The sequence below is a fragment of the Pseudomonas sp. LTR0 genome, from assembly GCF_036630035.1.
In the GTDB taxonomy this organism is placed as follows: domain Bacteria; phylum Pseudomonadota; class Gammaproteobacteria; order Pseudomonadales; family Pseudomonadaceae; genus Aquipseudomonas; species Aquipseudomonas putida_Y.
On record NZ_CP123734.1, the window covers coordinates 2,019,587 to 2,038,878 of the forward strand.

Here is a 19,292-nt window from a genome sequence, read left to right on the forward strand (position 1 = left end):
CAAGTTGTTTGTCGTTGGAGCCCAGTCTAGGGAAAATCGTTCGAAGAAATAGCGCAAAGATCGGGGTTCTATTATCGGCTAAATCGATCTATCTCGAGTGTCCCAGTAGCCTTGCGCTGTTACGAACGCCTGCTCACGGTGCTGTCCCAAACCACGCAGGGCCAGGGCCATGGTCGCGATCAGGGCCTTTTCGCCATAACTGTCTTCTACTTCGCCACGCCAGAACGCCAGCAAGTGTTGGGCCTGCAAGCTGGGCGGCTTGACATGGCGGCGTTCGCTCAGCGCTGGCCACTCTTCATCCCACGCTTCACCTGCCGTGGTGCCGTAGAGATGGCTGATGACATCGGGGTTGACCTCGATTTCGCCGCCATCTCCCTTGATCACCACGGCATGGTCGCCCAGCAGGCGGCTGGCCTCGCGGTGTACTGCCTGGTAACCAGGGTGAAAGATACTCTGCAATCCACAGCGAGCGCCCAGCGGGTTAAGCACTCGCGCCAGCGAATGTATGGGCGAGCGCAGGCCCAGTGTGTTGCGAAGGTCGATCATGCGTTGCAACTGCGGCGCCCAGTCGTGCAGCGGAAAGAATGCCAGTTGATGCTGGTCCAGAGCGTTGCCGACGGCGGCCCAGTCGCGGCACAGCGGAATCTGCAGCAGGCCGAGCAGTTGCTCTGTGTACATACGCCCGGCAGTGTGTGCGCCGCCGCCGTGCATCAGGATGCGCACGCCATTGTTGGCCAGGCACTTGGCCGCCAGCAGGTACCAGGGCAGGTGACGCTTCTTGCCGGCGTAAGTGGGCCAGTCCAGGTCAACGGCGATGCGCGGCGCCTGCAGGTGGGCGCGCAGGGCCTCGGTGAAGCCGGCCAGCTCTTCGGCGCTTTCTTCCTTGTGCCGCAGCAGCATGAGGAAGGCACCGAGCTGGGTGTCTTCGACCTTGCCTTCCAGCAGCAGGGTCATGGCTGCGCGGGCCTCTTCGCGTGTCAGGCCGCGCGCGCCGCGCTTGCCTTTGCCGAGAATGCGCACGAATTCGGCGAACGGGTGTTCGGCAGGGGGTTCCAGAGTGAGGGGACGAGGTTCGGTCATATGCAGTTGGTCGGCTTGGGCAGGCCCGCCAGCTTGGCGGCAAGTTTGGCGGGGGTGCCGTTGAACAGGCGGTTCAGGTGCGGGCTGTTGCCCTTTTCAGGGCCCAGCTTGAGGGCCGTGTACTTGATGAGCGGGCGCGTGGCCGGAGACAGCTGGTATTCCTGGTAGAACTGGCGGAGCAGTTCGAGGATTTCCCAGTGGTCTGCCGTCAACGGGATACCTTCGCGCATGGCTAATGCCTCGGCGGCGTCCCGGGACCAGTCATGCAGGTCGACCAGGAAGCCATCCTTGTCCAGGGCGATCGCCTGATCGCCAACGGTGAGCGTATTCATAGCCAGCTGTTGACCTTGTCGTATTGCAGCGACAGTTCGACGAACCCGGCGTAGTCCACGGTCTTTGCCAGGTCGTTGCCGACCGCGCGGGCCTGTACATCCTCGTCCAGGGCGAACAGGCGCTGGGCCAGGCCGGCGGCTTGCAGAGTGCCATACGGCTCGCTGCCGCTGCGCAGGGCATACACGGCATCACCGCACAGCAGCAGGGCATCTTCGGCTCCGAGCAGGCGTAGGCAGCTGGCCAGGCGCTCGTCGCCAAACGGGGAATGGGCAATTACATGCAGGGTCTTCATCAGAGCGTTACCACCTGGTCAAAGCGAGCTATCAGCGCGGCCAACGCTGCGTCATCGAGCACTTGCACCGGCAGCGCCAGGGTTTCGGCTGCCAGGCCCCGGCGGGCCAGGCTGTGGTTGCAGGCGAACAGTTCTTCGACGCCGAACATCGGCAGCGCCTGCAGGTTGGCGGCCAGGTTCTTCTGTTGCACGGCGGCGGGTTGCTGGTCCGGCGCGAGCTGGAACACACCATCGTCGAGGAACAGCATGCCCAACGGCAGGTCGAACGCGCCGCCGGCCAGGGCGATGTCCAGCGCCTCGCGGGCAGAGGGGCCATTCCACGGTGCCTGACGGCTGATGATCAACAAGGACTTGGCCATATCAGTCGCCTCCGAAGCAGACAAGGCGGTCGGCCACTTGCGCGGCCTCGTGCAGTTGGCCCAGCCCCGACAGTTCCCAGGGCTTGGGCAGGTTCACGGCCGGGCGCTGGTAGCGGTTGGCCTCGGCTTCGTCGAGCACGCCACGGCGCAGGGCGGCGGCGATACACACCACGGCGTCCAGCTGGTGGGCCTGTATGAACGTGCGCCACTGGCCAGCCACGTCCAGTTCGTCCTGGGGGGCGACCACGTTGGCCGAGGCACTGTGCACCCCGTCCTGATAGAAGAACAGCCGGGCAATCTCATGCCCGCCGGCCAGCACCGCCTCGGCGAAACGCAGGGCGCGCCGCGAAGAGGGCGCGTGGGCCGGGGAGAACACCGCGATAGCGAATTTCATGGCTAACTCATGCAAAGGAATGGTGCCATGATAAAGCAAAAAAGCCCGCGCCCGCTTGTGCAAGCGGGCGCGGGCCAGTCATTCACGCTCAAGGTTCAAGCCTGCTCCTTGCCCTCCGGCAAGAACCAGTTCAGCACCAGCGCACAAATCCCCCCGGTAGCCACACCCGACTCCAGCACATTGCGAATCGCCGCCGGCATGTGCGCCAGGAACTCTGGCACCTGCGCAACACCCAGGCCAAGTGCCAACGACACCGCAATAATCAGCAGCGCCCGACGGTCCAGCCGGGTGCTGGCCAGAATATTGATCCCCGACGCCGCAACCGCGCCAAACATGACCATCGCCGCGCCACCCAGCACCGGCTCCGGCACAGCCTGAATCACCCCGGCAACGCTCGGGAACAACCCCAGCAGCACCAGCATTACGGCAATCCACATACCGATATGACGGCTGGCGATACCGGTCAGCTGAATCACCCCATTGTTCTGGGCAAAAATCGAGCTAGGGAAGGTGTTGAACAGACCGGCCAGCAGTGAGTTGGCGCCGTTGACCAGCACGCCCCCCTTGATCCGCTGCATCCACACCGGCCCTTCGACCGGCTGGCGCGACACCTTGCTGGTGGCGGTAACGTCACCGATGGCTTCCAGCGAAGTGACCAGGTAGATCACCAGCATCGGAATGAACAGCGCCCACGAGAAGCCCAGGCCAAAGTGCAGCGGTGTCGGCACCTGGAATAGCGCGGCTTCGTGCATGCCGGTAAAGTCCAGACGGCCCAGGAAGCCGGCCAGCGCATAGCCGACCGCGAGGGCGATGACGATGGCGCAGCTGCGCATCCACACCACCGGGATACGGTTGAGAACGACGATGATCGCCAGTACCACGCCCGACATCAGCAGGTTTTCGCCATTGGCAAAGGTGCCATTGGCCATGGCACCAAAGCCACCTCCCATGCTGATCAGGCCGACCTTGATCAGCGTCAGGCCGATCATCAACACCACGATGCCAGTCACTAGCGGGGTTATCAGGCGTTTGACGAAGGGCAGGATGCGCGACACGCCCATCTCGACGAACGAGCCTGCGATTACTACGCCAAAAATGGCTGCCATTACGCCCTCGACCGGCGTGCCTTGCTTGACCATCAGCGCACCGCCGGCAATCAGCGGGCCGACGAAGTTGAAGCTGGTGCCCTGAACGATCAGCAGCCCCGCGCCAAATGGGCCGAAGCGTTTGCACTGGACGAAGGTGGCGATACCCGAGATCACCAGCGACATCGAAACGATCAAATTGGTATCACGTGCAGATACACCCAACGCCTGGCAGATCAGTAGGCCAGGGGTGACGATAGGTACGATGATCGCCAGCAGGTGCTGCAGGGCTGCCAACAGGCCGATCAACAGCCGTGGCTTGTCCTCCAGACCAAGCACCAGTTCGTTGGCAGGCGCCGCTGCGCCTGGGCTGTGTTCGTGTGAGCTCATTGCTGAAAGCTGCCCCGGAAGAAAAAAGGAGCGCATTCTACGGGGTGATGATGGATAGCGGTAGAGAAAAGCAGGATGTCGGCATGATCGGCGACCATTTGCCTGATTATCTGACTTTTTGGTCAGTTATTGCGGTTACAGGCATAATTGGCTTGAAACTGATGTAGGTCCGCTGTTGGCGGTCAAGCTTTTCTGAGGTGTTTTACGCTCGTTTGTGTCAGGGCGGTAAGGCGCCTGCTTTGGTTTTTGTGGTGTTGCGTAGATCGAGCGCCGCCCGCGCGGCGCATCGCGAGCAAGCTCGCTCCTACATTTGTTTCGGGCCAATTATTCCTGGGGCAGACGCGCACGCCCCCTTGGCGCTCACCTCGAAATCGTGGGGAACAAACAGGGCGGTCGCGCGCAGGCACAGCATCGCGAGCAAGCTCGCTCCTACATTTGTTTCGGGCCAATTATTTCTGGGGCAGACGCGCACGCCCCCCTTGGCGCTCACCTCGAAATCGTGGGGAACAGACAGGGCGGTCGCGCGCAGGTACAGCATCGCGAGCAAGCTCGCTCCTACATTTGTTTCGGGCCAATTATTTCTGGGGCAGACGCGCACGCCCCCCTTGGCGCTCACCTCGAAATCGTGGGGAACAGACAGGGCGGTCGCGCGCAGGCACAGCATCGCGAGCAAGCTCGCTCCTACATTTGTTTCGGGCCAATTATTTCTGGGGCAGACGCGCACGCCCCCTTGGCGCTCACCTCGAAATCGTGGGGAACAAACAGGGCGGTCGCGCGCAGGCACAGCATCGCGAGCAAGCTCGCTCCTACATTTGTTTCGGGCCAATTATTTCTGGGGCAGACGCGCACGCCCCCTTGGCGCTCACCTCAAAATCGTGGGGAACAAACAGGGCGGTCGCGCGCAGGCACAGCATCGCGAGCAAGCTCGCTCCTACATTTGTTTCGGGCCAATTATTTCTGGGGCAGACGCGCGCGTCCCCTTGGCGCTCACCTCGAAATCGTGGGGAACAAACAGGGCGGTCGCGCGCGCAGGCACAGGCGATTCTGGCCCGAAACAAATGTAGGAGCGAGCTTGCTCGCGATGCGCCGCGCGGGCGGCGCTCGATCTACCAGGCGCTGAACCTCTTCCGACGAACATCCCGCAACTCAACCCATTTCCAACGCCTACAAAAAAGCCCGCCGAAGCGGGCTTCTTGCGGCACGGCAATCAATCAGTCATCACGACCCATGATGCCAAACAACTGCAGCAGGCTGACAAACAGGTTGTAGATCGACACATACAGGCTGATGGTCGCCATGATGTAGTTGCGCTCGCCACCATGAATGATCGCGCTGGTCTGGAACAGGATGCAGACCGACGAGAACAGCACGAAGCCAGCGCTGATTGCCAGTTGCAGGCCGCTGATCTGGAAGAAGAAGCTGGCAACGACAGCACCCAGCAGGACGAAGAAGCCAGCAGTGATGAAGCCGCTCAGGAAGCTCATGTCCTTGCGGGTGATCAACACGTAGGCCGACAGACCACCAAATACCAGCGCGGTCATGGCAAAGGCGGAGCTGACCACCTCGGCGCCACCGGCCATGCCGAGGTAACGGTTGAGGATCGGGCCAAGGATGAAGCCCATGAAACCGGTAAGCGCGAAGGTGGACACCAGGCCCCAGGCCGAATCACGCAGTTTGTTGGTAAGGAAGAACAGCCCGTAGAAGCCGATCAGCACCACGAACACGTTCGGGTAGCCGACGCGCATCTGCTGGGCAACGAAAGCCATGACACCGCTGAAGGCGAGGGTAAGCGCCAGTAGGCTATACGTGTTGCGCAGGACCTTGCTGATCTCCTGCTGCTCGACCTGCTGGCCGTGGTGGACGGCGTAATCCTGTTCGCGCATGGCGACACTCCTTGGTAAACCTGTGGTTTCGGACGTTCAGATGCTAGGAGTCTACCATTGCTCCTGCAACCCGCGACACAGAGAGTTTGACAGCGTGTTTCATTAAGGTATTATGGCGGCCGCAAAACGAGCTGGAAGCGTGGCCGAGTGGTTTAAGGCAACGGTCTTGAAAACCGTCGATGGGCAACTATCCTAGAGTTCGAATCTCTACGCTTCCGCCATACAAGTGCCTGATTTCATTGATGTTCGTCACAGCTGACCCCTCAAATGGGAGCGTTTTGGGAACACTTTGGGAATGACAGGCAAAAGAAAGGGGCCCTTGCGGCCCCTTTTTTTGTGCGTTCAGGTCAACCTGAGCGCCTGGTTTAACAACCCCACCACATCCGGTCCATCCTCGCTGATCCACTTTGCGTAGTGCTTGAAGATCATCGCCGTCGATGTGTGCCCCATCTGGTCTGCAATCCACTCTGGCGTGGCTATGCCGCTGCTCAGCAGCTGGCTGGCGAACGTGTGTCTGCAGGTGTTCGGCCCACGCTGACGGACGCCGGCCTTCTCCAGGTGCAAGATCCACCAGCCATGCCGCAGCACATCAGAGGAGCGGTATGGCTCACCCGTGGCAGTGTTGTGGAAGACGAACCGCACGCGCTGCTCTCGCATAGTCCGGTTGTCGCGATCGACAACCTCGATCAATTCCGGTGGTAGGTCCTGCGTGTACCTGGCCTGCGCCTTGAGGGCGCGGAGGGCGGGAGCGAGCAGTTTGACCTTGCGGGTAGATCGTCTGGTTTTGGTCACCTTGTACTGACCGGCCACCCGCGCGCGACGAATCTCCACGGTACCCGCCACTAGGTCGACGTCTTCCCAGGCTAGGGCAATTGCTTCGCTGACGCGCGGGCCAGTCCAGATCATGAACTCCGTCAGGTTGATTTCCTGATGCCGCTCAGTCTGCTGTCCAAGGATCGCGGTGATTTCTTCCCGGGTGAACGGGTCTGGGTCGTCAGCGTCGGGCAGCGAGATAGTAATGCCGTCGGTTGGGTCGAACGCGAAGCGGTTTCGGGTGCGGTACAGCTGGAAGATCTGCCGCAGGTGGCTGACGATCTCGCGTACGGTCTTGTTGTGCAGCTTTGGCATCAGCACGCTTTGCACCCAGTGTTGAATGTCTAGGTGATCGATGCGATCTGCCTGCTGGTCGCCCCAGCGTGGGCGAATGTGCTTCTCGGTGCGGCTGCGGTACATGGCGAAGCCGCTGGCTGCCATCTGGTTGCCCTTTATTTCTAGCCACAGGTCGATGTAGTGGCCGAGGGTGTTGGTTTTGACCCGCGGTGAGTCAGGGAAATGCCGGGCATAGTTGAACGTGCCGGCGTCAATCTCGTAATTGATGATCCCGACCAGGCGCTCGGCGTTGGCCAGGTTTGCAGGCGTGGCATCGCCGGGAATGGTCTCCCGGCACAGCTCGCCCTGGTAACGGAAATACACGCGGACATGGTTGCCGCGGACTTCGACTCCAGCTGCCATTGAATGTCACTCAGAAAAAGAACGGCCCAGTGTATGGGCCGTTGTAAGCGGTTGGCTTATTGCCGGACCTAGAAGATTGTGGTGCCCGTTCTTGAAGGCATCGAGCAGGGTGAGCTCAGATCTAGGGCTTGGCTGGCCAGGCGAGGGCGGATGCTGTTCATACCGATCCTCCCGCGAACATTTCGCGCTGTGCCGGCGGCAGTCCTGCAGATCGCATGCGGGTCGTCCACAACTCAGGACCGTCGAGGGTTACACCGACATAGAGTTGGAAGTCGCGACGACCGTGGCGCAGCTGGAGCATCACGCCGGTATCAGTACGATGCTGCTTCGTGATGTGCCATACACGGGTTCTCCTGACCAACTGGGCGCCTACTGCGACCTGCTGCATGCGCTCTTGGTAGCGTTGCCGCAATCGGGCTCCAGGACAGATCATTCCGCACCTTCCTTCCGTGCCGGTTCGCTTGCCAGCAGCAGCCCCGCCATGTAATCGATGGCTTGCATGGCGTTGTCGTCGTTCTCGCCGAACACCTCGCGAGCTGCCGCTTCGGCCCGCGCTACCGCAGTCCTCCAGTCTGCCGGGGGGTCTTGGGCAACAACATCAGCATCCCAACCAAGTGCTCGGCGTCGGCGCATCAGGTTGAGCGCATTGGCTGCTCCCTGCGCCATGCCGTGATAGCTGCCGTCCGCCAGGTCATCCACGAACTCCTCCAAGGCATCCATAGCCGCTAGGCCGTGGCCCAGGCTCCAGGCAACTACCTCGCCACCGTCAACTTCCCGGGGGACGGTCTGGCCAGTGGCGCCACAGATTACGATGGTGTCATAACGCAGTGTGGTAGCCTTCTGCGTGCCGACTTCGGGGGTTTCTACTTGCATGTCGTTTCTCCTTGGGGTTGGTCGGTGCCGGGGAGTTGCAGCTCCTCGGCGCCACCTGGTTACTTGAGGCGGTACTGTTTACCGTCATCGATGATGTAGAACTCAACGTCACGGATCGGGTAAACGCCGCCTGGTCCGCCGTGGACAGCAAAGTTTCCGTAGGGTGGTTTGCCTACTCGGATGGGGAACAACTTGTCGCTCTGGTGCGCGTATTCGCTGGTTCTTTTGATCCGTGCATAGAGCTGCTGGCCAGATGGTCGGCAGCCGGCGGGGCCGTGTGCCGCCTCGAACCCGAGCCAGGCCGCACGGGTTTCTATGTTGGTCGGGTTTCCATTGGCATCAGCGCTCAGGTCATAGCCGTGTTCTTCGGCCCACACCGTGAACCCCAGCATTAAGTTCAGCTTGTCCAGCGAGCTCATGCTGCACCCCCGACCTTCGCCAAGCGGGCTGCCTCATACTCGCTGGGCAGGACCTCGATGGCCCCATTGATCCAGCCAGATGTGGGTTTGCCCGCTGCTACCTTCTCTTCGTGGTCTGCCTTGTTGATCTCGAAGCCTAGGGCGAAGTAGGCAATGCCCAAGTGCTCGAACTTAATTCCACCGCGGAGCAGCAGATTTCCGGTGTTAATGTTGAGACGATTCCAGTAGTCGTGGGCGTCCAGGCGGGCCGGGCAGTGCGCTTTCCAGAGTTCGCACAGCCGCTCATGCTCGGCCCGAATGGCCGCGCGCTGCTCCTTGGTGATGTCCTTCGGCGGCACCGCCTTCTGGCGGAGGCTTCGGTAGCCGTGCTCGTCGGGGCGGCACCAATGGACGTCCAGCTCACGGCTGGCGGAGAGCTTCACGCCGCCGGCGAAGTGCGAGGTGATATCGCGCATCGGGGCGATGCGGCCCCCGAAAACTTCACCCAGCTTGGCCAGGCCCTTACTCAGCTGGTCTTTCGCCTGGTAGAACTCTTGGACGATGGCCACCACCTCGGGAGCCTCGGATTTGTAGTAGTGATGCATGTCGTTTCTCCTTGGGGAGATCGCCGACCAGTTGCAGCTGGCCGGCGTTCTGGTTATCCGCTAGCCGCGCGGGCCTGCATGTCTGTCGTGATGACCTGGACAACCTCTTCTCGGCTGTCGGCATAGGCGAATGGCAGTGAGGAGCCTGGACGGGTCACCGGGTACCGCGAGTGCGGCAGCCGGCACTCGGCCACGGTGTAGCCGCTGTCGCTTACCCAGCAACGCGGGATGACCTGGCCGTCCTGATTGCGCTTCGCCTGCCACTTCATCCCCAGTACTCGCGCAGCTGGTTGAAGATCATTTGGCCCTTCGGCAGGTATTCGTGGATCTCCTTCTCGGGGGTGTTGTCCAGTCGGAGGACGGCCAGGCAATCTTCGAATAGGCCGACATCGAGGCTGCGGAGGTCGGTGAGGGTGAAGGGGTAGGTCGTGGCGTCGTACAGGCCGAGCAGGAAACGGCCGATCACCCGGCTTTGGCCTGTATCCCGCACAGCTACTGGAACCAAGCGGACGAGTGCATGGGTACCAGCATCGCGGATGGCTGGACGCTCTTCCTGGTACTGCACCAGGGCATCGAAAAGGACATTGCGGTCGATGGTTTGGGCTTTTTGCATGTCGTTTCTCCTTGGGGTTGTGCCTGGCGTTGCAGCGCCAGAGCTGTTCAGCTGGCCTTGAAGGTCCAGCACTTGACGGTGGTAGGTCGTGTGTTCGCGCTGGTGGTGCGGCTGTTGAACGCCGCACGCACGGCGCTATCGACTGCTCGGTTGGCGTCTACAAAGGGGCGCGATTTGCTGTTGCGCAGTAGATTGCGCAGGGTGGTTGCGTCCGCGAGCTTCTGTTTGTGCTCGGCAGCTCGTTCGCAGAACTCGTTGAGGTGAACTGCGATCAGTTCCGCGTTCTTGCTGTGGTCGACCACTGGCTCGTCGCTGAGCGACTCCAGGTAGTCGAACACTTCCCAGAATTCGGCCACTTCCTTCGGGTCAGAGTTGACTGCCAGCTGGCGACCAACAGCCATGGCGCGCAGCTCGCGAAGGGTGCCTTCGTGCTGGCTGTCAGTCATCGGCACGATCACTCGCAGCGCGTCTACCAGGGCCATCATCTGGGCGTGGTTCTTGATGATCCGCTCGATGCGGATCTCGCGCATTTCGCGCAACGCCTGCTCATGCACCTTTACCTGGGCACGGAAGATTTCCATCACCTTCTGCTCAGCCTTGGCTGCCATCAGCAGGAAGTGGCTCACTTCGCTGGCCTGCAGGTGGTTCAGGTTGTCAGCGGCCGCACGGCTGTCGCTGGTGACCTCCGGGCGCACGAAGTGCAGCTTGACGATACGAGTGAGGATGGCCTCAGACGCCACGACTGAGGCGTTCTGGCTGAAAACCAGCGTTGCGCGGAAGGGCGGAGCATTGGTGTCGTTGCCACCGTTCTTCACCCCGGTCAGGCCCAGGCCGCGGCCGTTGAACAACGGCTTGAACTGGTCAAAGTCGAATGACTTGGCCGCGCCTGTCTCGGCGTCACTACGGTCGGCCTCCAGCATTACCACGGGCATGCCCGAGGTTTGGCTAAGCCAACGACGCAGGCCCGCCTTGGTCATCTTGATAGGGTCGTCGCCTTCCTCATCTTGGCGCCCCATGAGCTTCCACAGGAACATCAGCAGGGTGGACTTACCGGCGCCGGCCTCGCCGGTCACCTCCAGAAACGGGAACGACTGGAACTCGGCGCGGATCTGCTCGGCGAACAACGAGCCGAACCAGAAGGCGAGGGCGATAACGCCTTGGGTGTTGAAACAGGTCCACAACCACTTGAACCACTCGGGGCGGTAGGCCGAGACGTCCCGGTTTATTTCGAGCTTGATCGACTTCTGCAGCGACTTGAGGCGTAGGCCTTTGAATTCGAAGTAGTCCTCGGCATTGGCCTGCTCGAGCACACCACCGCGCACAGCCAGGTCGCCGAACACATAGCAGCCGTATTCTTTGCTGTAGCCGACGTAGTCGATGGTCTTGACGGTCTTCAGGGCGAACAGCTGCTGCTGCATGATCCGATCGAGCTGGGAGGCGCTACCGGTGAAGTAAGCGCCGGCTGCCATGCCCACCAAACGCTTCTTGAATTCGCTTGGAGTGGTGACCTGCCCACCAGTGAAGGTGTTCAGCACGCTCGGCTCGTCGTGCGGAAAATCGACGCGGAAGTAGTACCAGGACTCGTCCGTCACCTCATTGCGCTGGAAATACAACGCTTGCGGGTAGCAGTTGGCGATCTCGATCACCGCGCCGCACTGGCGCAACGCCTTGTCGCGGCGTTGGCGATCAGTCAGGACCAGGTCTTCCTGCCGCTCGGACTCGTCCAGCTGCTGGAGCGCCTTGTTGAACTTCTCCACATCCATCTTGAACCAGTAGAGGCGGTTCTCGTAGGAGAAGTGAAATTCCTGGCGCTCGCGCCAGTCGTACATCAGCACGCCTTTCTCGGCTGCGCTGTCGGCCAGCAGCAAGCTGCCGTGATAACGCGCCTCGCGCAGGTCTTGATCAATCCGCTCTTGGCGCTTGTCAGCGTCGATGAAGTTCCAGCGCTGGTGCAGGTCGTTCCAGTCCACCTTTCGGCCATTCTGTGGAATCTGGGCTGCCTCGCAGGTGAATCCCAGCTCGCGGGCCAGTGCTGCATGCTTGCGTGTGAAGCGATGGGCGCCTGGTTCATTGTCCAAGGCCCATACCAGGCGCGGGAGCTTCTTGCCATGGCCGCGACGCAGCTCGGCCAGCGCCTTGAGCGATTCGAACGGGAATGCGCCCGAACTCATGGCCGATACGGCGTCCATGTCGTGATGCAGCAGGCCGATGGCATCGAAAATACCCTCGACGATCCACAACTCGTCCACTTCCAGCAGATCAACCGTTGGCGGGCACCACCAGTAGCCTTTGGGTGATTGGCCGGGCGCAAAACGTGCTTTTTTCTTGCCAAACCGGTGCGGCTGGTCGATCAGGCGCTCCCAATAGCCGCCGTGCTCCAGGTTGAAACGAACTGTGGCGCTGCCAATCCCGAGATTGCGATCCCAGTAGTTTTCCTGGGTGTACCAGCCTATGACGAGGTCCAGGTCAAAGCCGCGGGCGTTCTGCAAATAGGCGTTTGCCGATGCTCGAGGAGACTCCTGGGTGGCTGGGTAGCGCTTGCTGTAGTCATCGAACAGGTCGTCGAATAACTCTTTGATATGCCATTGCTCACCACATTTGCTCTCTCGGCCGCACTTGATGAACCAGGGCTCGTCCTGGCGCGAGTACAGCTCTTTTTTGCCGCAGTTGGGGCAGGTCCCCTTGCGCAGGTACTGGGTGCCGGCCATAGGCTTGAGGCCGTACTGATCCTGGAGGCGCCGAAGTACTTCAGCGCGCAGGCTGTGTTCCATGGGCTTGCGGTTCACTACGCGCGCTCCCCGTTGCCGGCCAGCTGCTTGCGAAGCTCACGGCAGGTCCGGCCAATGCCGACCAGGTAAGGGATGTCGCTCAGCACCTTGGAGCCGCGCTTACCGGCCGGAACGTTGCGGTAGCGGTCCGAATGCCAGACTTCGGCCATGGTGGTGTCAAACTGAGAGTTGAGCCATTGCAGGTAACGTTGCGCCTGCTGCTCATCTAGCTCCAGTTGGATGGTGATTTTGCTCATGTCGGCCACCAGTTGAATGCAGTTTCCCCTTACCCACGCAGAACGGGGCATCGGGAAGGGGGTTGTTCGGGTTACTTCGAGGCGTTGCAGGTGTGCTGCATACGTCGGGGGAGGTAGCGCGCCGGCACCAGGTGCCGCTGCTGGGTCGTGGTATCCAGCAGGATCAGCTGTGCCCTGAAAATCCCGCTGGTCGGGCATACACCCAGGAGCTTCAAGCGCCCAGTGGTCTTGCTCTCGAACTCAGCGACGGCCAGCTCAGCGATGCGCTGCACCAGGTGTGCAGGCACTTCCAGCGACTGCGCCAGGAAGCGGCTGCAGTTCTCCAGCACCTGGTGGTCGCCGGCAAGGTGAAGGCCCTCCTGGCGGAATAGGAAGGCCACGGCGGCCTGCTGCATGGCAGCGCGATAGTCGGTTTCGGGGTTGGTGGTCAGGGCGATGGCGTTCATGCGGTTACAGGCTCCATTTCCAACTGGTCGATCAGATCGGGGTGGTTCTCACCCGAAGCAGACTTCATGGCTTGACGACGAATTGCGATGGGTGCTGCTGGCAGTCGAACGGAAGGGTTCGGCATGCCGCTCGGGCTCATTTCGTGCGTCATTTCAAACTGAGCGCGGACGGACCAGCCGCAGGCCTCGTTCACGCACTGCAGGTAGGCAATGCGCAGGAAAATGTGTGTGCCTTCGCTAGTGCGAATACGCATCTTGCTGTTGCAGTGGGGGCATACGAGCTTGTAGGCGCTGCTCACTTCGTTCCCCTTACATTTGCTGTGCTGTAAAGCTGGATGGTCGCGGCGACTTCAGCGGTGCGGGCAGCAAAATACCGGGTCAGGGCGTGGATGATTGCCATCGCCTCACCAGCTTCAATGACACCGTCTTCGATCGATGCAACTATGAGCTGGTCGATGTGCCCCAGCTTGGCGTCGGTCTTCAAAGAGCGACGGAACAGCTCGACGTTGTCCAAGTCCTCTGTTTTGGTCAGCGGCACAAACATGCCGCCATACAGCCGGGCAATGAACTCGGGTAAGTGGGTGGTGTTGGCTACCTGCTCCAGCTGGTGGATCTGGTCGTAGCTAAGCGGGCGGCTGCCGGCGTTTTCATACACGCGGTTGTCGAACTGCTTCAGCTGAAATCCGAGCTGAGCTGCTGCGCACTCCCGTCCGCCTGGGTACGCGCATACAACGGCGCTGACAACCTGGCGTAGGTTCTCTAGAACGGTGGTCTTCATGTTCTGGTTTCTTCCTTGGGCCAGGGTGGCTAGTTTTCTGTTTCGCCTTCTTTGATCCCGAGCAACACAGCTGCCCGGTGTGATTCGCCTCGAAGGCACTTCTTTTGCCCGTTGAGGACGGCGTAGACGGTTGAAGGACTGAGGCCATGTTGCTCGGCCCATTCCTTCGCTGAGATTCCTTGCCGCGCAATTCGAGCGCGAGCCGCTTGGCACGCTTGCTCGGTGGGGTAGCTGTTGGGCATAGTCTCGGTTCGTGTGATTTCGTGTGGTTTCGTGTGATGCTGTGGTGATTATTTCCCTCGAATGAGGGAAAGTCAATTGCCTATGGAGACATTTGTGGGAATTGGCGAGCGTCTGAAAGAAGAACGTGAGCGGCTGGGGCTGAACCAGACGGATTTTGCTGCGCTTGCAGGGGCGTCGAAAAACACCCAGTACAACTATGAAAAGGGCGAGCGCAGCCCTGATTCGAACTACCTTGCGGCCGCAGCGGCACAGGGTGTGGACGTCCTGTACGTGATTACTGGCGTGAGGGTATTGCCGCCGACCTCCAGCTTCACGGCTGAGGAAACAGAGTTCGTGGAGATCCTACGATCGATTGACGAGACGGACCGGGCGGTGTTGCAACGCACTGCGCGAGCTTTCCAGAAAGCGAACTTGTTCAAGTGACAAGCAGCTGATTGTGCTCAGCTGAAAGCTGTTGCCGGCCATGGGGGCTGGTCGAATGTCGAGGACGATATATGGATGATTTGGTTGGGGTCTTGTGCCTCGGCATGGGTGTGGCTACCTGGTGGTGGCTGGCGGGCAGAATGAAGAAACGCGGTAGCGGTTGGTTGACTAGGCAAGTGGCTGGGAGTTTTGCCTGTTGCTTCATGGCGGTTGCCATCGCTGGAATTGCTGTTTCTACGGGGATTGTCGATAGCAAAACACCTAGCCAAGCAAGTGTCTCAGTCGAGGCTAAACGAGTAGTTACGCCAGAGGCTTCTGAGGTTAAATCGCTGCATATGACCCCAGTTGTTTATGCTGATCGAATTAATCCGTTGCTCGAACAGTTTGAGAAACCTTACCGTGTCAATCCAGCTGAGATTACAACTGGGGACATGAATAATGTTCTCAAGGCCAACTTAGGGCCTTTCGCTTCACTGATTTTGACGGTGTCGAAGGACACGGGAGATATCGTCGATGTAATGCTGATAGGTGTTGGTGATGGTTCGCCATCGTCGGGGCTGGAAATCATGCTTATCGGGACTGCCGCGCTTGCTGCTGCTGCGCCGGAGTCCAATCACCGTGACGTGTTCAAAAAACTGCCAGAAATGATGAAAGGAAGCAAAGAAACCTACGGGCAGGTCAAGTTGAGCATTAAGTCAACAGACCAAATGGGCACTTGGTTTATGGCCGCCCCTATTTAGTCTTCGGATGTTTAGGAGGGTTCTTCAACTTTCTGTTTGATTGTGTGCGGTGTCTTTGATGTCGCATATGTCTTATGGAAATGGAGTACCTATGATGGAAAGCCTTACCCAGTTGGAACGCCTCTTTATCGAACTTCTCCGTAACTTGGATGAGCGTAGGCAGCAAGATTTGATAAGGATCTTGGAGGTGCTCCAAAAGTCATCTGAGTAAGGGGTTGGGGTCTGTATCTCAGGCCCCTTTTTTTGGGGGGTCTATGGAAAATCCGTGGCATGATGATTTTATGGAAAGGAAGCCTAGTGCGGAATTTCTCACGTCGTATATTTTGAATAATTCCCATGTTAAAGTTTTAAATGTAAACTCGCCTTGGGGAACCGGTAAGTCTTTCTTTCTTGATCGTTGGGCAAATATGCTGTCGACGGACCACGTTTGTGTCCGTTTCAATGCTTGGGAAACAGATTACTCTGCCGAACCATTGGTTGCACTGATCGCCTGCATTGAGGAGCAACTTACTGATCCAACTGAACTTTCCTCCACAAAGGTCGGCTCTGCGATAATTAATACTGGATCGGTCCTTGTCAAGAAAGCAGGCCCTTTAATTCTCAAAGGGCTTGTTAGGAAGTTTAGCGGAGTTGACTTAGATGACTTGCTGGCAAAAGGGGCAGAAGACACCGTTGATAGTGTTGTCGAAGCTCTGATTAAAGATCAGGCGGAGACGCGTAATAGCGTTAAGGAGTTTAAGGAGGAGGTTGCTGCCAGACTGTCTCAAGCCGCCAATGACAGATCCTTGAAAAGCCCGGCCTTTATTTTCATTGATGAGCTTGACCGGTGTCGACCAACCTATGCTATCGAACTGCTTGAAAGAATTAAGCATTTCTTCGAATTGGAAAATTGCAGGTTTGTTATAGCGTCCGACTCGGCCCAGCTAGCTCATTCTATCCGAGCAGTTTACGGTCAAGGCTTCGCTTCGGAGCGGTATCTCAATAGATTCTTTGATGCTGAATTTAGGTTGGATAACGATGATATTTTTAGTTTGGTCAAAAATATCCTGCCTGAAATCGAGTCGCTACAACTTGGTATCAATGTTAGTGGTGATTTGACGGCGGCTTACCCATACGCTCGGGCTCGCGCCGAGCAGTTGGTATACCCCAATAAAGATACAGTAAAATGTGAGTTGCCTGGGTATACGGAGAATCAGATTATTTTGGTCGGTTTGGCTAAGTGTTTTGATGTTGGTTTGCGTGAGTTAACTAATTATGTGAAGCAAATAAAAAGTGCTGCCGATACGATAGGAGGGAAAATTAATTTCTTCTGGTTGGCATTCCTTGTGTTCTACAAAAACTCTAAGGCAGAGCAGTATCTTGATTTCTTTACTGCAAAGGGGCCTGATGAGTTCAAGTCTCTGTATACGTACAGGGTGTTGAATGTAAACTATCACTTTACAACATCGATCGAGTCCGTATTTAACATGGTTAGCTTTTATCATGCGATGGTAACGGCTGATGCTGAGGCATTCAGGCGCATGGGGCAGGGTCTTGAGCGGTGGAGATCCAGTGTATATCACGACAATTTCAATGGTGATCTGCCCGAACGTCTGAGAAGCTATCGAAAAGTAGTGGATTTAGCTTATCGACTTAAGTGAATAGGCCAGATGACAGAGCAGTTCAACTACTGCTCTGCATTTTCTGCCATTCCCGATCGGTTGATTTCTGAGCGGCTTCTTTATTGTCATAAACCCGCTTGATCCGCTTTGGCCTGGTGGCATCGCCAGCGATAACTGACATTTCTTTGCCGGTGGTTTGTAAGTGCTCCATGAACCCCACATTCAAAGCGCTTACCTGATGCCCGATGCTGTGCTCCCGATTTCCTTCTGGAGCCAGCCCTGCATGATGCGCCCCGACAGCAAAGTCGAAAAAGTCTACCTCTACCCCAAGCCTGTGGACTTTCGAAAGTCCATCGACGGCCTTACTGCCTTGGTAGAACTGGATATCAAAGTCGCCGTGTTCGACCCCGTGCTCTTCGTCTTCCTCAACAAGGCGCGTAATCGGATCAAAGTGTTGTACTGGGAGCGCAACGGCTTCTGCCTCTGGCTCAAGCGCCTGGAAGCCGAGCGCTTCAAAATGTCGCCTGAGCCCAGCGACGAAGCGATTGTCCTGACCGTCCAAGAACTCAATTGGCTGCTCGACGGTTTCGACCTTTGGCGCAACCGTCCTCATCAGGTTTTGACTCCGCGCTACGTCGCCTGACCCGGTATAATCCGCGGCATGATTTCCGTGCCCGACAATCTCCCAGACGATCCTGCCCTGCTCAAGCAATTATTGCTTGAGAGCTATGCTGCCCGTTTGCGCGAGCAGGAAGTCAATCAGGCCCACATCGTCCAAATTGACGATCTGAAAGAACAAATCAAGTTATGGCGTGACCGTTTCTTTGGCCGCAAGTCCGAGCAAACCGTCGATCCCAAAACGCCGCAACTGGCCATGTTCGATGAAGCGGAAAATGACCCTCTGCTGGCTGTAGTCGATGATGCCGATGAAGAAGTCGTTGTCCCGGTCAAGCGCCGTGGCAAGCGCAAGCCACTGGCGGCTAATCTGCCACGTATCGAAGTTATCCATGAGTTGCCCGAACACGAACTGACCTGCACCTGCGGTTGCCGCAAGCATGTCATCGGCGAAGAAACCAGCGAGCAGCTCGATATCGTGCCGATGCAGATCCGCGTACTCAAACACGTGCGCAAGATCTATGGCTGCCGTGGTTGCGAGACTGCTCCTGTCACTGCTGACAAGCCCGCCCAGTTAATCGAAAAAAGCATGGCCAGCCCAAGCGTGCTGGCCATGCTGCTGACGACCAAGTACGTCGATGGCTTGCCGCTACACAGGTTTGAAAGTGTGCTGTCCCGCCACGGCATCGAGATTCCACGACAAACCCTGGCGCGTTGGGTGATCCAGTGCAGTAAATACTTCCAGCCGCTGTTGAACCTGATGCGTGATCGGCTGCTGGAAAGTCCGGTGATTCATTGCGATGAGACCCGCGTCCAGGTGTTGAAAGAACCGGATCGAGACCCGACCAGCCAATCCTGGATGTGGGTGCAAGCCAGTGGCCCGCCTGATCGACAAGTTGTGCTGTTCGACTACACCACCAGCCGTGCGCAGGAAGTACCATTGCGTCTGCTGCAAGGCTATCGCGGCTATGTGATGACCGACGATTATGCGGGTTACAACGCTTTGGCGTTGCAGCCCGGTATCGAGCGACTGGCATGCATGGTTCACGCGCGCCGCAAGTTCGTCGAAGCACAAAAGGTGCAGCCCAAGGGTAAGACCGGACGAGCCGATGTGGCGCTGACGATGATCAATAAGCTGTATGACATCGAGCGCGACCTCAAGGAGGTCAGCGACGAACAGCGGTTCATCGGTCGCCAGGAAAGAAGCTTACCGATCCTCGGTCAGCTGAAAAGCTGGCTGGACAAGACGTACGCCCAGGTGACGCCGCAAAGCGTATTGGGCAAGGCGGTGCATTACCTGGCAAACAACTGGAGCCGCCTGGAACGGTATGTCGAAGCGGGCCATTTGCCAATCGACAACAACCTGGCAGAGCGTGCGATAAAACCGTTTGTCATTGGGCGCAAGGCTTGGCTGTTCAGTGACACGCCCAAGGGCGCCACGGCAAGTGCGCAGATATACAGCTTGGTCGAGACCGCCAAGGTCAACGGCCAGGAGCCCTATACGTGGCTGCGCCACGTACTTGAGCGCCTGCCGTATGCGTCGTCGGTCTCAGACTACGAAGCCTTGCTGCCATGGAACTGCTCGCCAGAGATACCACAGTAAG

The 19,292-nt window shown here is 58.5% G+C and carries 27 protein-coding genes and 1 tRNA gene; 7 read left to right on the forward strand and 21 right to left on the reverse strand.

The features are described 5' to 3' along the window. Positions 1-78 precede the first annotated feature (78 nt). From QCL51_RS09135 to QCL51_RS09160, 6 genes are all read right to left on the reverse strand, one after another. Positions 79-1,080: a glycosyl transferase family protein gene (locus tag QCL51_RS09135; RefSeq protein WP_021782161.1), complete on the reverse strand. Its 1,002-nt coding sequence runs from the start codon at positions 1,078-1,080 to the stop codon at positions 79-81. Then, on the reverse strand, positions 1,077-1,412 hold the full coding sequence (locus QCL51_RS09140; protein ID WP_021782162.1) for a TusE/DsrC/DsvC family sulfur relay protein: 336 nt from the start codon (positions 1,410-1,412) through the stop codon (positions 1,077-1,079). The genes QCL51_RS09135 and QCL51_RS09140 overlap by 4 nt, the downstream gene beginning before the upstream one ends. Next, complete coding sequence (gene tusB / locus QCL51_RS09145) at positions 1,409-1,705, reverse strand: sulfurtransferase complex subunit TusB (RefSeq protein WP_021782163.1); 297 nt, start codon at positions 1,703-1,705, stop codon at positions 1,409-1,411. Before tusB ends, QCL51_RS09140 begins: the two co-directional genes overlap by 4 nt. Continuing rightward, positions 1,705-2,064, reverse strand: a complete 360-nt coding sequence (tusC, locus tag QCL51_RS09150) for a sulfurtransferase complex subunit TusC (protein WP_021782164.1) — start codon at positions 2,062-2,064, stop codon at positions 1,705-1,707. Before tusC ends, tusB begins: the two co-directional genes overlap by 1 nt. A 1-nt stretch (position 2,065) precedes the next feature. Beyond that, positions 2,066-2,458, reverse strand: coding sequence for a sulfurtransferase complex subunit TusD (tusD, locus tag QCL51_RS09155; RefSeq protein WP_021782165.1), 393 nt, complete (start codon positions 2,456-2,458; stop codon positions 2,066-2,068). Positions 2,459-2,553: 95 nt separating this feature from the next. Next, positions 2,554-3,933, reverse strand: a complete 1,380-nt coding sequence (locus QCL51_RS09160; RefSeq protein ID WP_003251186.1) for a uracil-xanthine permease family protein — start codon at positions 3,931-3,933, stop codon at positions 2,554-2,556. Between QCL51_RS09160 and QCL51_RS09165 the strand changes: the two genes are divergently transcribed. Continuing rightward, positions 3,924-4,100 carry a hypothetical protein gene (locus QCL51_RS09165; protein ID WP_338444754.1) on the forward strand — a complete coding sequence of 59 codons (177 nt, stop codon included), beginning with the start codon at positions 3,924-3,926 and terminating at the stop codon, positions 4,098-4,100. The two genes, QCL51_RS09160 and QCL51_RS09165, sit on opposite strands and share 10 nt — an antisense overlap. Positions 4,101-4,237: 137 nt before the next feature. On the opposite strand, the gene QCL51_RS09170 is transcribed toward QCL51_RS09165, so the two are convergent. Then, entirely contained in the window at positions 4,238-4,606 is a 369-nt protein-coding gene (locus QCL51_RS09170; RefSeq protein WP_275967098.1) for a hypothetical protein, read from the reverse strand. A gap of 538 nt (positions 4,607-5,144) precedes the next feature. Then, the gene (locus tag QCL51_RS09175; RefSeq protein WP_003251184.1) at positions 5,145-5,816 is read right to left on the reverse strand and encodes a Bax inhibitor-1/YccA family protein; all 672 of its coding nucleotides are present in this window, start codon (positions 5,814-5,816) and stop codon (positions 5,145-5,147) included. 133 nt (positions 5,817-5,949) lie between these two features. Between QCL51_RS09175 and QCL51_RS09180 the strand changes: the two genes are divergently transcribed. Further along, positions 5,950-6,037 (forward strand) — tRNA-Ser (locus QCL51_RS09180). A 121-nt stretch (positions 6,038-6,158) separates the two neighbouring features. Here QCL51_RS09180 and QCL51_RS09185 read toward each other — a convergent pair. The 12 genes from QCL51_RS09185 to QCL51_RS09240 all read right to left on the reverse strand — a co-directional run bounded on the left by QCL51_RS09185 (position 6,159) and on the right by QCL51_RS09240 (position 14,308). Continuing rightward, a complete protein-coding gene (locus QCL51_RS09185) occupies positions 6,159-7,328 on the reverse strand; it encodes a DUF3596 domain-containing protein (RefSeq protein WP_338444755.1) in 1,170 nt (389 codons plus the stop codon). A 429-nt stretch (positions 7,329-7,757) separates the two neighbouring features. Next, a complete protein-coding gene (locus QCL51_RS09190) occupies positions 7,758-8,201 on the reverse strand; it encodes a hypothetical protein (RefSeq protein ID WP_338444756.1) in 444 nt (147 codons plus the stop codon). A 59-nt stretch (positions 8,202-8,260) separates the two neighbouring features. Then, a complete protein-coding gene (locus tag QCL51_RS09195) occupies positions 8,261-8,620 on the reverse strand; it encodes a hypothetical protein (RefSeq protein WP_338444757.1) in 360 nt (119 codons plus the stop codon). Further along, the gene (locus QCL51_RS09200) at positions 8,617-9,204 is read right to left on the reverse strand and encodes a hypothetical protein (protein WP_338444758.1); all 588 of its coding nucleotides are present in this window, start codon (positions 9,202-9,204) and stop codon (positions 8,617-8,619) included. The genes QCL51_RS09195 and QCL51_RS09200 overlap by 4 nt, the downstream gene beginning before the upstream one ends. Positions 9,205-9,257: 53 nt before the next feature. Next, a complete protein-coding gene (locus QCL51_RS09205; RefSeq protein ID WP_338444759.1) occupies positions 9,258-9,473 on the reverse strand; it encodes a hypothetical protein in 216 nt (71 codons plus the stop codon). Continuing rightward, positions 9,470-9,817, reverse strand: a complete 348-nt coding sequence (locus QCL51_RS09210; RefSeq protein WP_238066580.1) for a hypothetical protein — start codon at positions 9,815-9,817, stop codon at positions 9,470-9,472. The genes QCL51_RS09205 and QCL51_RS09210 overlap by 4 nt, the downstream gene beginning before the upstream one ends. 47 nt (positions 9,818-9,864) lie before the next feature. Beyond that, the gene (locus tag QCL51_RS09215; RefSeq protein WP_338444885.1) at positions 9,865-12,588 is read right to left on the reverse strand and encodes a toprim domain-containing protein; all 2,724 of its coding nucleotides are present in this window, start codon (positions 12,586-12,588) and stop codon (positions 9,865-9,867) included. A 14-nt stretch (positions 12,589-12,602) separates the two neighbouring features. Next, complete coding sequence (locus QCL51_RS09220; protein ID WP_238066579.1) at positions 12,603-12,842, reverse strand: hypothetical protein; 240 nt, start codon at positions 12,840-12,842, stop codon at positions 12,603-12,605. Between the two features lie 71 nt (positions 12,843-12,913). Then, positions 12,914-13,288, reverse strand: a complete 375-nt coding sequence (locus QCL51_RS09225) for a hypothetical protein (RefSeq protein WP_338444760.1) — start codon at positions 13,286-13,288, stop codon at positions 12,914-12,916. Beyond that, positions 13,285-13,587 carry an ogr/Delta-like zinc finger family protein gene (locus QCL51_RS09230; RefSeq protein ID WP_338444761.1) on the reverse strand — a complete coding sequence of 101 codons (303 nt, stop codon included), beginning with the start codon at positions 13,585-13,587 and terminating at the stop codon, positions 13,285-13,287. The genes QCL51_RS09225 and QCL51_RS09230 overlap by 4 nt, the downstream gene beginning before the upstream one ends. Continuing rightward, positions 13,584-14,066 carry a YmfL family putative regulatory protein gene (locus tag QCL51_RS09235; protein WP_338444762.1) on the reverse strand — a complete coding sequence of 161 codons (483 nt, stop codon included), beginning with the start codon at positions 14,064-14,066 and terminating at the stop codon, positions 13,584-13,586. The genes QCL51_RS09230 and QCL51_RS09235 overlap by 4 nt, the downstream gene beginning before the upstream one ends. 29 nt (positions 14,067-14,095) lie before the next feature. Beyond that, positions 14,096-14,308: a DNA-binding protein gene (locus QCL51_RS09240; RefSeq protein ID WP_338444763.1), complete on the reverse strand. Its 213-nt coding sequence runs from the start codon at positions 14,306-14,308 to the stop codon at positions 14,096-14,098. A gap of 82 nt (positions 14,309-14,390) precedes the next feature. On the opposite strand from QCL51_RS09240, the gene QCL51_RS09245 reads away from it, so the two are divergent. From QCL51_RS09245 to QCL51_RS09255, 3 genes are all read left to right on the forward strand, one after another. Then, a complete protein-coding gene (locus tag QCL51_RS09245; RefSeq protein WP_338444764.1) occupies positions 14,391-14,732 on the forward strand; it encodes a helix-turn-helix transcriptional regulator in 342 nt (113 codons plus the stop codon). 71 nt (positions 14,733-14,803) lie between these two features. After that, the gene (locus QCL51_RS09250) at positions 14,804-15,472 is read left to right on the forward strand and encodes a hypothetical protein (protein ID WP_338444765.1); all 669 of its coding nucleotides are present in this window, start codon (positions 14,804-14,806) and stop codon (positions 15,470-15,472) included. A gap of 254 nt (positions 15,473-15,726) precedes the next feature. After that, on the forward strand, positions 15,727-17,112 hold the full coding sequence (locus QCL51_RS09255; RefSeq protein WP_338444766.1) for a P-loop NTPase fold protein: 1,386 nt from the start codon (positions 15,727-15,729) through the stop codon (positions 17,110-17,112). Positions 17,113-17,134: 22 nt separating this feature from the next. On the opposite strand, the gene QCL51_RS09260 is transcribed toward QCL51_RS09255, so the two are convergent. Then, a complete protein-coding gene (locus QCL51_RS09260; protein ID WP_338444767.1) occupies positions 17,135-17,284 on the reverse strand; it encodes a hypothetical protein in 150 nt (49 codons plus the stop codon). Between the two features lie 72 nt (positions 17,285-17,356). Between QCL51_RS09260 and tnpB the strand changes: the two genes are divergently transcribed. Both tnpB and QCL51_RS09270 read left to right on the forward strand, forming a co-directional pair. Beyond that, the gene (gene tnpB / locus QCL51_RS09265) at positions 17,357-17,716 is read left to right on the forward strand and encodes an IS66 family insertion sequence element accessory protein TnpB (protein WP_019437365.1); all 360 of its coding nucleotides are present in this window, start codon (positions 17,357-17,359) and stop codon (positions 17,714-17,716) included. An 18-nt stretch (positions 17,717-17,734) separates the two neighbouring features. After that, entirely contained in the window at positions 17,735-19,291 is a 1,557-nt protein-coding gene (locus QCL51_RS09270) for an IS66 family transposase (RefSeq protein WP_338443851.1), read from the forward strand. Position 19,292 lies beyond the last annotated feature (1 nt).

Excerpts from the sequence above, each read along its gene's own strand:
- QCL51_RS09135 (WP_021782161.1), bottom strand. The coding sequence starts at position 1,080 with ATGACCGAACCTCGTCCCCTCACTCTGGAACCCCCTGCCGAACACCCG.
- QCL51_RS09140 (WP_021782162.1), bottom strand. The coding sequence starts at position 1,412 with ATGAATACGCTCACCGTTGGCGATCAGGCGATCGCCCTGGACAAGGAT.
- tusB (WP_021782163.1), bottom strand. The coding sequence starts at position 1,705 with ATGAAGACCCTGCATGTAATTGCCCATTCCCCGTTTGGCGACGAGCGC.
- tusC (WP_021782164.1), bottom strand. The coding sequence starts at position 2,064 with ATGGCCAAGTCCTTGTTGATCATCAGCCGTCAGGCACCGTGGAATGGC.
- tusD (WP_021782165.1), bottom strand. The coding sequence starts at position 2,458 with ATGAAATTCGCTATCGCGGTGTTCTCCCCGGCCCACGCGCCCTCTTCG.
- QCL51_RS09160 (WP_003251186.1), bottom strand. The coding sequence starts at position 3,933 with ATGAGCTCACACGAACACAGCCCAGGCGCAGCGGCGCCTGCCAACGAA.
- QCL51_RS09175 (WP_003251184.1), bottom strand. The coding sequence starts at position 5,816 with ATGCGCGAACAGGATTACGCCGTCCACCACGGCCAGCAGGTCGAGCAG.
- QCL51_RS09185 (WP_338444755.1), bottom strand. The coding sequence starts at position 7,328 with ATGGCAGCTGGAGTCGAAGTCCGCGGCAACCATGTCCGCGTGTATTTC.
- QCL51_RS09190 (WP_338444756.1), bottom strand. The coding sequence starts at position 8,201 with ATGCAAGTAGAAACCCCCGAAGTCGGCACGCAGAAGGCTACCACACTG.
- QCL51_RS09195 (WP_338444757.1), bottom strand. The coding sequence starts at position 8,620 with ATGAGCTCGCTGGACAAGCTGAACTTAATGCTGGGGTTCACGGTGTGG.
- QCL51_RS09200 (WP_338444758.1), bottom strand. The coding sequence starts at position 9,204 with ATGCATCACTACTACAAATCCGAGGCTCCCGAGGTGGTGGCCATCGTC.
- QCL51_RS09205 (WP_338444759.1), bottom strand. The coding sequence starts at position 9,473 with ATGAAGTGGCAGGCGAAGCGCAATCAGGACGGCCAGGTCATCCCGCGT.
- QCL51_RS09210 (WP_238066580.1), bottom strand. The coding sequence starts at position 9,817 with ATGCAAAAAGCCCAAACCATCGACCGCAATGTCCTTTTCGATGCCCTG.
- QCL51_RS09215 (WP_338444885.1), bottom strand. The coding sequence starts at position 12,588 with ATGGAACACAGCCTGCGCGCTGAAGTACTTCGGCGCCTCCAGGATCAG.
- QCL51_RS09220 (WP_238066579.1), bottom strand. The coding sequence starts at position 12,842 with ATGAGCAAAATCACCATCCAACTGGAGCTAGATGAGCAGCAGGCGCAA.
- QCL51_RS09225 (WP_338444760.1), bottom strand. The coding sequence starts at position 13,288 with ATGAACGCCATCGCCCTGACCACCAACCCCGAAACCGACTATCGCGCT.
- QCL51_RS09235 (WP_338444762.1), bottom strand. The coding sequence starts at position 14,066 with ATGAAGACCACCGTTCTAGAGAACCTACGCCAGGTTGTCAGCGCCGTT.
- QCL51_RS09240 (WP_338444763.1), bottom strand. The coding sequence starts at position 14,308 with ATGCCCAACAGCTACCCCACCGAGCAAGCGTGCCAAGCGGCTCGCGCT.
- QCL51_RS09245 (WP_338444764.1), top strand. The coding sequence starts at position 14,391 with ATGGAGACATTTGTGGGAATTGGCGAGCGTCTGAAAGAAGAACGTGAG.
- QCL51_RS09250 (WP_338444765.1), top strand. The coding sequence starts at position 14,804 with ATGGATGATTTGGTTGGGGTCTTGTGCCTCGGCATGGGTGTGGCTACC.
- QCL51_RS09255 (WP_338444766.1), top strand. The coding sequence starts at position 15,727 with ATGGAAAATCCGTGGCATGATGATTTTATGGAAAGGAAGCCTAGTGCG.
- QCL51_RS09260 (WP_338444767.1), bottom strand. The coding sequence starts at position 17,284 with ATGGAGCACTTACAAACCACCGGCAAAGAAATGTCAGTTATCGCTGGC.
- tnpB (WP_019437365.1), top strand. The coding sequence starts at position 17,357 with ATGATGCGCCCCGACAGCAAAGTCGAAAAAGTCTACCTCTACCCCAAG.
- QCL51_RS09270 (WP_338443851.1), top strand. The coding sequence starts at position 17,735 with ATGATTTCCGTGCCCGACAATCTCCCAGACGATCCTGCCCTGCTCAAG.